Raw genomic sequence first — 12,562 nt, forward strand, 5'->3', positions numbered from 1 at the left:
GGACCCGTGCCCGGCTCCGTTCCGGCAGGGTATGTCAGGCCTCGCCGCGGCGGGTCTTCTGGTCGCGCTGGGCGGCCTCGCGGACGGCGTTGGCCACGTGGGTGGACAGGTCGGCGTGGAACACGCTCGGGATGATGTAGTTGGGGCCGAGCTCGTCCTCGGAGACCACGTCGGCCAGCGCCTTGGCGGCGGCGACCATCATGTCCGAGGTGACGTGGTGGCTCTGGGCGTCGAGCAGGCCGCGGAAGAACCCGGGGAAGACCAGCACGTTGTTGATCTGGTTGGGGTGGTCGCTGCGGCCGGTGGCGACGACGGAGGCGTGCAGGCGGGCCACGTCCGGGTCGACCTCGGGGTCGGGGTTGGCCAGCGCGAAGATGATCGCGTCCTCGTTCATCTCCGCCACGTCCTCGCCGGAGAGCAGGTTGGGGGCGGAGACGCCGATGAACACGTCGGCCCCGGCCACCGCGCCCCTGAGGTCGCCGCTGTAGCCGTCCTGGTTGGTGTTCTCCGCGATCCAGCGCAGGCTGGGGTCCATGTCCTCGCGCCCGGCGTGCACGGCGCCGTGGATGTCGCTGACGATGACGTCGCGGGCCCCGGCGTGCATGAGCAGCTTGAGGATGGCGGTCCCGGCCGCGCCCGCGCCGGACATGGCGATGCGGACCTCGTCGAGCTTCTTGCCGACGACCCGCAGGGCGTTGCGCAGGGCGGCCAGCACGACGATGGCGGTGCCGTGCTGGTCGTCGTGGAAGACGGGGATGTCGAGCAGCTCGCGCAGGCGGGCCTCGACCTCGAAGCAGCGGGGCGCGGAGATGTCCTCCAGGTTGATGCCGCCGAAGCCGGGGGCGAGCACCTGGACGGTGCGGACGATCTCGTCGACGTCCTGGGTGTCCAGGGCGATGGGCCAGGCGTCGATGTCCGCGAAGCGTTTGAAGAGGGCGGCCTTGCCCTCCATGACCGGCATGGCGGCCTCGGGGCCGATGTTGCCCAGGCCCAGGACGGCCGAGCCGTCGGTGACGACGGCGACGCTGTTGCGCTTGATGGTGAGGCGGCGGGCGTCGTCCTTGTTGGCGGCGATGGCCTGGGAGACGCGGGCGACGCCGGGGGTGTAGGCCATGGAGAGCTCGTCGCGGTTGCGCAGCGGCACCTTGGACTTCATCTCGATCTTGCCGCCCAGGTGCATGAGGAAGGTCCGGTCGCTGACCTTGTGCACGACGACGCCGTCGACGGCGCCCAGGGCGTCGACGATGGCCTGCGCGTGCTCGGTGTCGCGGGCGGCGCAGGTGACGTCGATGCGGATGCGCTCGTGGCCGGCGGCGGCCACGTCCAGCGCCGTGATCATGCCCCCGACGCGCTCGACCGCGCTGGTGAGGCCCCCCACCGCCGTGCTCCCCGCGTCCAGTTCGAGGCGGACGGTGATGGAATACGAAACGCTGGGAAGGGTGGCCACGTCAATGCTCCTCGGGTGGTGCCGGTGCTGCTGCGTCCGTGCGTGCGGACGCCCCCGGGCGCTGCGGCGTCGATCGCGCGGCGGGGTATGGAATGTGCGGTACCCCCCGGGGGCGGCATCGCGGTGGACCTCGGATCGCGGTCGGGGGAATCGCGACGGAGTCGCCTCACCCTACCCGAGTCAAGCCACCGGAGTCAGCACAAGCCGACAATTATCGCTTCCGTAAAAAACCGGTGAATTTCCGGAGGTTTCCCGGGTGGCGGAACGGTGGCGCCGGACGTTCAGGAGGAGTCCCCGGCCGCCCGGTCGAGCGCCGCGCGGACGATGGCGTCGGTGCACGCCCCGGCCGACAGGGCGGTGCCGTCGAGCACCATGTGGTAGTGGCGCGCGGAGGCCGCGTCGGTGCGGTAGTAGCGGCGGACGTAGGCGGCACGGGCCCGGTCGTTGTCGTCGCGGAGCCGGGCGGTGGGCGGGCCGCCCGCCGCGTCCCGCGCCGCGGCGGCCTCGGCCGGCGCCCCGGCCTCCCACTGCTCGCGGGCCCGGCGCAGGCGCGCGTCGGGGTCGCCGTCGAGCCGTACGTGCAGGGCGGTGGGGTGGTCGGCCAGGACGATGGCGCCGGCCCGGCCCAGGACGACCCCGCCGGTGTGCGCCACCTCGCCGATGACCTGTTCGGTGTGCTCGACGAACTCGTGGTCGTAGAGCAGCCGCCCCTCCTCGTTGACGGTGCCCACGAAGGCGGTGTCGACGCTGCCCAGGGTGACGGTGGGCAGGCGGGCGGCCCCGGCCAGGAGGCGTTCGAGCCCGCCGGGCGAGCGGTCGTCGTGCTGGAGCGCCTCGTCGAGGGAGCAGCCGATCCGGCCGGCGACGGCGCCGGGCACGGCCCGGTCCAGGAAGACCACGCCCAGTGCGGCGGCGACGGCGGGTCCGACGGCCGCGCCGCCCGCGCCGTAGGTCGCCGAGACGGTGACGACGGGGCGCGGCGAGGGCCGGGCCGCGGGCGTCCGCCGGGGACGGCGGGGGTCGGGCGGACCTGCCATGGAGCACCTCACGCAGGAGCGGGGCGGGCCGGGAGGCCCGCGGTGGCAGGGTTGTACCCGCCGCGCCCCGGCCCTATCCTCCGGTGCCGGAAACCGCGAAAGAACGGTGCGTTTTACCGCTTTGTCCGGCTACCGGCGGGTAAAGATCCCGGTTTCCGCACAGCGATATCTTCCCGGCGGCCGTCCCCCGCGCCCGCGCCCGTCGGTCCGGCGGCGGCGCGGGGGACGGCGCGCGGGCCTCAGAACAGCGCGGAGGTGAGCTTGCGGCGGGCCGCGGCCACCGCCTTGTCGCCCGGGGGCAGCAGGTCGAACAGCTCCAGCAGGCGGGCGCGCACCGCGTCCCGCTCCTTGTCCGCCGTCCGCCTGACCGTCGCGATCAGCCGGTCGAAGGCGTCCTCGAACTTGCCGCCGTACATGTCCAGGTCGGCGACGGCCAGCTGCGCCTCCACGTCCTGCGGGTCGTCGGCGGCGCTCGCGCGGACCGCGTTCATGTCCACCGCGCGCAGCCGCCGGACCAGCCGGACCTGGGCGAGCCTGCTCCGGGACTCGGTGTCCCTGGGGTCGGCCTCGACCGCCTTGGCGTAGACCGCCTCGGCCGTGTCGAAGTCCTCACGGTCCAGGGCCTGCTGCGCCTCGGCGTCGACCGGGCGCACGTCGTCGTCGGGCTCCAGGGCCTCCTCGGCCTCCGGGCCGCCCTCGCCGAACAGGGTGCCCGGGTGGCCGGGCGGCAGGGCGCCCTGCTCCTTGAGCGCGGCGAAGGCCTCGGTCAGCCAGGCGGTGAGCTGGTCCTCGGGGACCGGGCCCGCCGGGCCGGGCAGGAGCTGGCCCTGCACGACCACGATGATCATCGGGGCGGACGGCACCCGCAGCGCCTGTACGAGCTGGGGACTGGCCTCGCCGTCCACCTTGGCGAGGAACCAGTTGCCGCCGGAGGCCGCGGAGAGCTTGTCCAGGGTGGTCTCCACCTGCTTGGACTGCTCGGACCAGCCGGCGAGGACGGCCAGGACCACCGGGGCGGCCATGGACCGCTCCAGGACCTGGGCCTGGAAGTTGGCCTCGTCGACGTTCACGGCATAGGGATTGGTTCGACCCGCCGACTCCGCGGCGCGCTGCTTGGCCTCGCGTTCCATGGCCGCCTTGCGCGCACCGAGGTCGACGGCACTGTTCGGGGAAAAGTCCGAAGGCTGCATGTGTCCATCCTGCCGTATGCGCGGAAAGGACGCGGCCCGCTCCGGGGTCCGCGTCCCGCCCCGCGCCCCGGGTCAGAAGCGGGGCGCCTCGGTGTAGGTCCCGAACTCCTCGCCCATGGTCGCGCAGATCTCACCGAGGGTGGCCTCGGCGCGGGCCGCCTCCATGATCAGAGGCACCAGGTTGGGCGCCTTCCCGCCGCCGGCGCCGGCCCCTGCCCGCACCCCCGCCAGCAGGTCGGCCAGCGCCCTCTCCACCGCGGCGCCGTCGCGGGCGGCGCGCCGCTCGGTGAGCGCCCGGCGCTGCTCGCGCTCCACCTCGTGGCCGATGCGCAGGATGTCCAGCTCGCCGGAGACCGTGGCCGTGTGGGCGTTGACGCCGACGATGCGCTTCTCGCCCTTCTCCAGCGCCTGCTGGTACTGGAACGCGGACTCGGCGATCTCGGAGGAGAAGTAGCCGTTCTCGATCCCGGCGAGGATGCCGGAGGTCATCGGTCCGATCGCGTGCTCGGCACCGTCCCCGCCGCCCATGCTCCTGATGTGCGCGAAGATCCGCTCGGCCTCGGCCTCGATCTCGTCGGTCAGCGACTCCAGGTACCAGGAGCCGCCCAGCGGGTCGGCGACGTTGACCACCCCGGTCTCCTCCATGATCACCTGCTGGGTGCGCAGGGCGATCTCGGCGGCCTGCTCGGTGGGCAGGGCCAGGGTCTCGTCCAGGGCGTTGGTGTGCAGCGAGTTGGTGCCGCCCAGGACCGCGGCGAGCGCCTCGACCGCGGTGCGCACCACGTTGTTGTAGGGCTGCTGGGCGGTGAGGGAGACTCCCGCGGTCTGGGTGTGGAACCGCAGCCACTGGGACTTCTCGCTCGCGGCCCCGTAGACGTCGCGCATCCAGCGGGCCCAGATCCGCCGGGCGGCGCGGAACTTGGCGATCTCCTCGAAGAAGTCGATGTGGGCGTCGAAGAAGAAGGACAGGCCGGGGGCGAAGGAGTCGATCTCCAGCCCCCGGGAGAGCCCCAGCTCGACGTAGCCGAACCCGTCGGCGAGGGTGTAGGCCAGCTCCTGGGCGGCCGTGGCCCCGGCCTCGCGGATGTGGTAGCCCGACACCGACAGCGGCTTGTAGGCGGGGATGTTCTCCGCGCAGTACTCCATGAGGTCGCCGATGAGGCGCAGCTGCGGCTCGGGCGGGTACAGCCACTCCTTCTGGGCGATGTACTCCTTGAAGATGTCCGTCTGGAGCGTGCCGTTGAGGGTGCCGGTGTCCACGCCCTGGCGCTCGGCGGCCACCAGGTACATGCAGAAGGCGGGCACGGCGGGGCCGCTGATGGTCATGGACGTGGTGGTCCCGCCCAGCGGGATGCCGTCGAAGAGCAGGTCCATGTCGGCGACGGAGTCGATGGCCACGCCGCAGTGGCCCACCTCTCCCAGCGCGTGCGGGGAGTCGGAGTCGTGGCCCATGAGGGTGGGCATGTCGAAGGCGACCGAGAGCCCGCCGCCCCCGGAGGCGAGGATCATCTTGTAGCGCTCGTTGGTCTGGCGCGCGTTGCCGAACCCGGCGAACTGGCGGATGGTCCAGGCCCGGCCGCGGTAGCCGGTGGGGTGCAGGCCGCGGGTGAAGGGGAACTCCCCGGGCCAGCCGATGCGCTCGAACCCGGGTTCGCCCGACCCGGGGGGCGGGCCGTAGACGGGTTCCAGCCTGCGCCCGGACAGGGAGGTGAAGTCGGCGTCGCGCTTGCGCGCGGCGTCGTAGCGGCGCTGCCAGCGCTCGCGTCCGGCCTCGATGTCCTCGGCACCGCCGCCGGTGGTGCCGTTCGTGGTGTTCGCCATACCTGGATAGTAGGACGTCCAAATAAATATGTACAGGAGCGGGGATCCGCGGCTCCGCGCGGATCCCGGGGCCGGGCTCAGCGCCCTTCCGCGGCCTCGGCCGCCGGCTCGGGGAAGTCCCCGAAGTCGACGCGGAGCCGGGTGAACATGCGGTGCACGTCCCACAGCTCCTCGTCGGAGTAGCAGCCCAGGCCGAAGTCCATGTCGAGCAGCGCCCGCGTGGCCCGCTCGGTGACCTCCCGGCCGGAGCCGGTGATCTCGGCCAGCACGCCGCGGCCGTCGCTGGGGTTGGGGCGGCGCAGGACGAACCCCTGGCCCTCCAGCCGGTCGATGGTGTTGGTGACGCTGGTCGGGTGGACCATGAGGCGCTCGCCGATCTTGCCCAGCGGCAGCGACCCGGAGGTGCTGAAGGTGAGCAGGACCAGCGCCTCGTAGCGGGCGAAGGTGAGGCCGAACTGCTTGAGGGCGCCGTCCAGCTCGCCGATGAGGATCTGCTGCGCGCGCATGACCGAGGTGACCGCGGCCATCGCGGGAGAGGGGCCCCATCTGCGCGACCAGTTGTCGTGCGCGCGTTCGATCGGGTCGAACGGAAGGTTCAAAGGGTTTCCCACGCCGTCACTCTATGGGTCCCGCGGGGGCCCTGCACCCCACTGCTTGTGCGTCTAGCATCACAGCGAGCAATAGTCAATGACTTTGCGTGGCCACAAGGGGACAACCAGGCGTTCGGCCGCCCGGTACGGCCCGCCATCTCGAAAAATCCGGACGCGCCCGCAACGGAGTCACCTCCCGGTGACGGAAAGTTCGCCGCGGACCGTTGACGGCCCCCGTAATTATTAGTTAAGTTTCCTAAAAATTTATCCCCCCTGGTCAGGCCCCGGGCCCTGCAGCCCCCCGACAGCAGGAGATCCACGACGTGAGAGCACGACCCTTCAGGAACCGGATCGCGGCGATCTGCGCCGCGACCGTGCTGGCGGCCCCGCTCATGGCCGCCCCGCTCCCGGCGGCCGCCGCGGAGGCGACCGCCGCGGAGGCGACCGCCGCCGGCCTGACCGTCACCTACGTGGAATCCGCCCGGTGGAACACCGGCTACACCGGCGAGATCGTCGTCCACAACGCATCCGACGCCCCGGTGGACGACTGGAGGATCGAGTTCTCCCTCCCCGAGGGCAGCCGCATCCACGAACTCTGGAACGCCACCCTGGCCGGCGACCCGTCGGGCTACACCGTCACCCCGCCGCGCTGGGGCGCGACCGTCCCGGCCGGGGGCACCTACACCTTCGGCTTCAACGGCGTGCACCGCGACGGCGCCACCGAGCCCCTCGCCTGCACCGTCAACGGGGCGTCCTGCTCCGGCGGCGGCACCGGGCCCGGGCACGACCACATCAGCGTCGCCTACTACACCCAGTGGGGCGCCGCCGAGCGCGACTACCACGTGGCCGACCTGGTGGAGACCGGCAGCGCCGAGAAGCTGACGCACATCCAGTACGCGTTCGGCAACGTCGGCGCCGACGGCGAGTGCTTCATGACCGACGAGGAGGGCCAGGGCGACGCCCTCGCCGACTACGGGCACACCGTCCCGGCGGGCGAGAGCGTCGACGGCGTCGCCGACGGCGCCGGCCAGGAGCTGCGCGGCAACTTCAACCAGCTGCGCAAGCTCAAGGAGCTCTACCCCGACCTCACCGTCAGCATCTCGCTGGGCGGCTGGGAGTGGTCCCGCTACTTCTCCGACGCCGCCCTGACCGAGGAGTCGCGCGAGCGCCTCGTCGAGTCCTGCGTCGACCTGTACCTGCGCGGCGACCTGCCCGAGCTCAACGGCGCGGGCGGCGAGGGCGCGGCCCAGGGGGTCTTCGACGGCATCGACCTCGACTGGGAGTGGCCGGGCACCGACGGCAACCCGCACAACGTCGTCCGCCCCGAGGACCGGGAGAACTTCACCGCCCTGGTCCAGGAGTTCCGCGACCAGCTCGACGCCTACGGCGACGAGACCGACCGCCACTACGAGCTGACCGCGTTCATGCCCGCGGGCGGCTGGCGGCTGGACACCGGCTACGAGCTCGACGAGGTCATGCCGAACTTCGACTTCATCACGGTGCAGGGCTACGACTACCACGGCACCTGGGAGTCGGTCACCAACCACCAGTCCAACCTGGTGACCGACGCCCGCGACCCCGAGCCGGTCATCTCCGCCGAGCTCATCCGCGACGCCTACGTCTCCCGCGGCGTCGACCCGGCCAAGCTCGTCCTGGGCATCCCCTTCTACGGACAGGGCTGGACCGGCGTGGAGCCCGGCCCCGAGGGCGACGGCCTCTTCCAGGCCGCGGCCGGCCCGGCCCAGGGCACCTACTCGACCGGTACCGAGGAGTGGCGCTTCCTCAAGGAGAAGGTCGCCTCCGGCGAGTTCCAGGTCTTCCGCAACGACGAGGCGGGCACCGCCTGGATCTACGACGGCGAGACCCTCTGGAACTACGACGACGAGGCCGCGGTCGCCCAGAAGACCACGTGGGCCCTGGACAACGGCTACTCCGGGATCATGATCTGGTCCATCGACGGGGACGACGCCGACGGCAGCCTCATGGGCTCCATCGACCGGGCCCTGCGGGCGGACCGGCCCTAGAACGTCCCGGTCGGCGGAGCCCACGGCCCCTCCCCCGCCGACCGGGAGCCGGACGGCGTCGGTGCTCTGATCCGGGGAGCACCGCCGCCACGGCCGGCGCGGACCGATGTGCGACGGTTCGCGCCGGCCACTTCTCTTCTCTCGCACCCCCTCCCCCGCCCCTCCTCGGCCCCGCCGGAGGTACGCCGTGCCCCGCTCCCCTCCGCCCCGTCCTCGACTTCACACGCGACTCCTCGGGCGCACACCCCCGCCGTCGTCCACCGGTCCGCCCCGCCACGGGGACACCGGACGGCGACTCCCCCACCTCCCGCTCACGCACCAGGAGCACCGAAGTTGAGAACACGACGATCCCGGCTCGCGGCATGGGTCGCAGCCGTCCTGCTCATCCCCCTGGCCCTCTCCCCCGCCCCGGCCGCGGCCCAGGCCTCCGACGCCACCGTCACCTACGTCGAGACCGGCAACTGGGGCACCGGCTACGGCGGCCAGATCACCATCGCCAACGCCGGGAGCACGGCGCTGACCGACTGGACGATCGAGTTCGACCTGCCCCCGGGCACCGCCATCACGAGCCTGTGGGACGCCGTCCTGACCCGGTCCGGCGACTCCTACACCCTGACCCCGCCCTCCTGGGGCGCGGCCGTCCCCGCGGGCGGCACCTACGGCATCGGGTTCAACGGCACCAGCGCCGCGGGCAACGACACCACCCCGCTGAACTGCACGCTCAACGGAGCCCCCTGCTCGGGTGAGCCGGGCGAGCCCGACACCGAGCCGCCCTCGGCCCCCGGGGGGCTGACCGTCACCGGCACCACCGCCACCACGGTCGGACTGAGCTGGGACGCCGCCACCGACGACGTCGGCGTGGCCGGGTACGAGGTCCTCTCCGGCGGCGAGGTCGTCCGCGCCGTCACCGGGACCACCGCCACCGTCACCGGGCTGTCCCCGGAGACCGCGTACTCCTTCACCGTCCGGGCCTACGACACCTCCAACAACCGCGGGCCGGAGACCGGCACGGTCACGGCCACCACCGGCGAGGGCGGCACCGCCCCCGCGCCGCAGGACCGCCGCGTCGCGTACTTCACCCAGTGGGGGATCTACGACCGCGGCTACCTGGTGAAGAACCTGGACACCTCGGGCAGCGCCGAGAGCCTCACCCACATCAACTACTCGTTCGGCAACGTCAACGCCGACGGGCAGTGCTTCATGGCGAACCAGCTCGGCCAGGGCGACGCCTGGGCCGACTACGGCCGCTCCTTCACCGCCGGCGAGAGCGTCGACGGCGTCGGCGACGTCTGGAGCCAGGACCTGCGCGGCAACTTCAACCAGCTGCGCGAGCTCAAGGAGAAGTACCCGCACCTGAAGGTCAACATCTCCCTCGGCGGCTGGACCTGGTCGGAGCACTTCTCCGACGCGGCCCTGACCCCGCAGTCGCGCGAGCGCATGGTCTCGTCCTGCATCGACCAGTACCTGCGCGGCAACCTGCCGCTCTTCGACGGCGCGGGCGGCGTCGGCTCCGCCTACGGCGTGTTCGACGGCATCGACCTCGACTGGGAGTGGCCCGCGTCCGAGGGCCACGAGCACAACACGGTCCGGCCCGAGGACCGGGAGAACTTCACCGCCCTGGTCCAGGAGTTCCGCGACCAGCTCGACGCCCTGGAGGCCGAGACCTCCCGCGAGTTCGAGCTGACCGCGTTCCTGCCCGCCGACCCGGACAAGATCGACCTGGGCTTCGAGATGGACGCCCTGATGCCGAACTTCGACTTCATCACGGTGCAGGGCTACGACTACCACGGCGCCTGGGAGGACGTCACCAACCACCAGTCCAACCTGCTGGTCACCCCCGGCGACCCCGGCCCGCGGATCTTCGCCGCCGAGGTGAGCATCGACCGGTACCTGGAGCTGGGCGTGGACCCGGCGGACATGGTCCTGGGCGTGCCCTTCTACAGCCGCGGCTGGACGGGCGTCGCGCCGGGGCCGGACGGCGACGGCCTGTTCCAGAGCGCGACCGGGCCCGCCCCCGGAAGCTACGAGGCCGGCATCGAGGACTGGAAGGTCATCAAGAACCTGACCGGGTTCGACCTGCACCGCGACGACGACTCCGGGACGGCGTGGCTGTACGACGGCAGCACGTTCTGGACCTACGACGACGAGGTCTCCATCGCCCGCAAGACGCAGTGGGCGGTCGACCGGGGCCTGGGCGGCGTGATGATCTGGTCCATCGACGGTGACGACGCGAACGGCACCCTCATGGACGCGATCGACGCGACGCTGGGCTGACCCCGGCGCGGCACCGCGGCGGCGTCCCCCACCGGGGGGCGCCGCCGCTCTTCTCCCGGACCCCGCCGGGCCGGGAGCCCCCCGGGGGTCCGCCCGGTCCCCGCGGACGGCCGCGGAACACGTGTCCGCTCTCCGGCTGCCCGGCCCCGGCGGGGGCACCCGGAACCGCCGGCGAACGGATCAGGGCCCGTCCGGGCGATGATTTCCCGCAAGGGGCCGGGTCGGTACCGGTGAGATCCCCAGGAGAGGAAACGACGATGGCCGAGTCGCACACCCTGAAGACCGCCGACGGCGCCCTGTACCACGAGGTGCGGGGCTCCGGACCCGCCCTCGTGCTCACCGGCGCCCCGATGGACGCGAAGCCCTTCGCGGCGCTCGCGGACCTGCTGGCCGCCGAGCGCACCGTCATCACCCACGACCCCCGCGGCATCGGGCGCAGCCCGCTGGACGACCCCGGGCGGGACTCCACCCCGGAGCTGCGCGCCGACGACCTGGCGGCGCTGCTGGACGCGCTGGGCTTCGAGCGGGCCGACCTCCTGGGGTCCAGCGGCGGGGCGGTGACCGCCCTCGCGGCCGCCGTGCGCCACCCCGCACGCTTGGGCACGGTCGTGGCGCACGAGCCGCCCGTGCTGGAGGTCCTGCCCGACGCCGCCCGGCAGCGGGCGGCCACCGACGCGATCATCGCGACCTACCACCGGGACGGGGCCGCGGCGGCCTTCGCCGCGTTCGCGGCCAACGCCGGGTTCCCGCCGCCGGAGGAGGACGGGCGGGCCCCCGAGCCGGAGCCCACCGAACAGGACCGGGCCGACGCCCACCGCTTCTTCGCCCACGAACTGGGCCCCACCACCCGCCACGTCCCCGACGTCGCGGCGCTGCGGAGCGGCCCGGTCCGGGTCGTGGTCGGTCTCGGCGCCGCGTCGTCGGGGCTGCTCACCGACCCGACGTCGCGCGCCCTGGCGGCGGCGCTCGGAACCGGCCCGGTGGTCTTCCCCGGCGGGCACGGCGGGTTCGCGGAGGACCCGGCGGGCTTCGCCGACGTCCTGCGCCACGTCCTGGACCGGGGCCCGGCCCGGGACTAGGCGCCCAACTCCTTGAGGACCAGGTCGGCGGCGGCGTAGGGGTCGCGGGTCCCCTCGGCCACCTCGCGGGCCGCCGACTCCAGGGCGCCGTCGTCGCCCACCCCGATCCGGGAGCGCAGCAGGTCGAGCACGATGGCCTGGACCTCCTCCCGGGCGCGCAGCCGGCGGCGCTCCGCGAGGCCGCCGGTGGACTCCAGGTGCGCGAAGTGCGCGTCCAGCCGGTCCCACAGCTCGTCCACGCCCTCGTCGCGTACGGCGACCATCATGACGACCGGCGGCTTCCACTCCTCGTCGGAGCGGTCCTTCATCGCGATCATCTGCCGCAGCTCGCGCAGGGTCGCCTTGGCGCCGTCCCGGTCCGCCTTGTTGACCGCGAACACGTCGGCGACCTCCAGCACGCCCGCCTTGGCGGCCTGCACCGAGTCGCCCATGCCCGGGGCGCACAGCACCACGGTGGTGTCGGCCCGCCCGGCGATCTCCACCTCGGCCTGGCCCACGCCGACGGTCTCCACCAGCACCACGTCGAACCCGGCCGCGTCCAGCACCCGCAGGGCGTGCGGGGCGGCCCACGACAGGCCGCCCAGGTGGCCCCGGTTGGCCATGGACCTGATGAACACGCCCGGGTCGGTGGCGTGCTCCTGCATGCGGACCCGGTCGCCGAGCAGCGCCCCTCCCGTGAACGGGGACGAGGGGTCCACCGCCAGCACGGCCACGCTCAGGCCGCGGGCGCGCGCGGCGCGCACCGCCGCGTTGGTGGTCGTGGACTTGCCGACACCGGGGGGCCCGGTGAACCCGACGACCCGGGCGCGCCCCGTGTGCGGGGCCAGGCCCGCCATGATCTCGCGCAGCTCCGGGGAGCCGTTCTCGACGAGGGTGATCGCGCGGGCCAGGGCCCGGCGGTCGCCCCGCAGCAGCTTCTCGACCAGTCGGGGGGTGTCCATGCGGCTCCTTCCGTGCGCGGCCCGTACCGCGCGGCGGCGGGGCGGCGGCTCGTGACCGCCGCCCCGCCGGTACAGGTGCGTCGTGACTCCGTGCGGGGCCGGGTCCGGCCCCGCGCGGTCTTCGGGGAATGCTCTAGTCTCTTCGACGGTCCTCGGACC

At 73.1% G+C, this 12,562-nt stretch carries 9 protein-coding genes; 3 read left to right on the plus strand and 6 right to left on the minus strand.

Going from position 1 to position 12,562, the window contains the following annotated elements; all coding sequences use genetic code 11:
- Positions 1–34: 34 nt before the first annotated feature.
- From BUE45_RS13540 to BUE45_RS13560, 5 genes are all read right to left on the minus strand, one after another.
- Positions 35–1,447, minus strand: a complete 1,413-nt coding sequence (locus tag BUE45_RS13540; RefSeq protein ID WP_073379648.1) for an NAD-dependent malic enzyme — start codon at positions 1,445–1,447, stop codon at positions 35–37.
- A gap of 281 nt (positions 1,448–1,728) precedes the next feature.
- Positions 1,729–2,484, minus strand: coding sequence for a cytidylate kinase-like family protein (locus BUE45_RS13545; protein ID WP_073379650.1), 756 nt, complete (start codon positions 2,482–2,484; stop codon positions 1,729–1,731).
- Between the two features lie 239 nt (positions 2,485–2,723).
- Positions 2,724–3,674 carry a tetratricopeptide repeat protein gene (locus BUE45_RS13550; RefSeq protein ID WP_073379652.1) on the minus strand — a complete coding sequence of 317 codons (951 nt, stop codon included), beginning with the start codon at positions 3,672–3,674 and terminating at the stop codon, positions 2,724–2,726.
- 72 nt (positions 3,675–3,746) lie between these two features.
- Positions 3,747–5,495: a coenzyme B12-dependent isobutyryl-CoA mutase large subunit gene (locus BUE45_RS13555; protein ID WP_073379654.1), complete on the minus strand. Its 1,749-nt coding sequence runs from the start codon at positions 5,493–5,495 to the stop codon at positions 3,747–3,749.
- Between the two features lie 77 nt (positions 5,496–5,572).
- A complete protein-coding gene (locus BUE45_RS13560) occupies positions 5,573–6,094 on the minus strand; it encodes a MarR family transcriptional regulator (RefSeq protein WP_073379657.1) in 522 nt (173 codons plus the stop codon).
- A 314-nt stretch (positions 6,095–6,408) separates the two neighbouring features.
- Between BUE45_RS13560 and BUE45_RS13565 the strand changes: the two genes are divergently transcribed.
- From BUE45_RS13565 to BUE45_RS13575, 3 genes are all read left to right on the plus strand, one after another.
- Positions 6,409–8,109: a glycosyl hydrolase family 18 protein gene (locus BUE45_RS13565; RefSeq protein WP_073379659.1), complete on the plus strand. Its 1,701-nt coding sequence runs from the start codon at positions 6,409–6,411 to the stop codon at positions 8,107–8,109.
- A gap of 333 nt (positions 8,110–8,442) precedes the next feature.
- On the plus strand, positions 8,443–10,383 hold the full coding sequence (locus BUE45_RS13570) for a glycosyl hydrolase family 18 protein (RefSeq protein WP_073379661.1): 1,941 nt from the start codon (positions 8,443–8,445) through the stop codon (positions 10,381–10,383).
- 257 nt (positions 10,384–10,640) lie between these two features.
- On the plus strand, positions 10,641–11,462 hold the full coding sequence (locus BUE45_RS13575) for an alpha/beta fold hydrolase (protein ID WP_073379663.1): 822 nt from the start codon (positions 10,641–10,643) through the stop codon (positions 11,460–11,462).
- On the opposite strand, the gene meaB is transcribed toward BUE45_RS13575, so the two are convergent.
- Positions 11,459–12,403 (minus strand): methylmalonyl Co-A mutase-associated GTPase MeaB, encoded by a 945-nt coding sequence (gene meaB, locus BUE45_RS13580; RefSeq protein ID WP_073379665.1) that lies wholly within the window; start codon positions 12,401–12,403, stop codon positions 11,459–11,461. The two genes, BUE45_RS13575 and meaB, sit on opposite strands and share 4 nt — an antisense overlap.
- Positions 12,404–12,562: the final 159 nt, after the last annotated feature.

This window comes from Nocardiopsis flavescens (assembly GCF_900141985.1).
In the GTDB taxonomy this organism is placed as follows: domain Bacteria; phylum Actinomycetota; class Actinomycetes; order Streptosporangiales; family Streptosporangiaceae; genus Nocardiopsis; species Nocardiopsis flavescens.

What these genes read in the sequence shown, in the direction of transcription:
- meaB (WP_073379665.1), bottom strand. Translation starts at nt 12,403, where the DNA reads ATGGACACCCCCCGACTGGTCGAGAAGCTGCTGCGGGGCGACCGCCGG.
- BUE45_RS13550 (WP_073379652.1), bottom strand. Translation starts at nt 3,674, where the DNA reads ATGCAGCCTTCGGACTTTTCCCCGAACAGTGCCGTCGACCTCGGTGCG.
- BUE45_RS13545 (WP_073379650.1), bottom strand. Translation starts at nt 2,484, where the DNA reads ATGGCAGGTCCGCCCGACCCCCGCCGTCCCCGGCGGACGCCCGCGGCC.
- BUE45_RS13575 (WP_073379663.1), top strand. Translation starts at nt 10,641, where the DNA reads ATGGCCGAGTCGCACACCCTGAAGACCGCCGACGGCGCCCTGTACCAC.
- BUE45_RS13555 (WP_073379654.1), bottom strand. Translation starts at nt 5,495, where the DNA reads ATGGCGAACACCACGAACGGCACCACCGGCGGCGGTGCCGAGGACATC.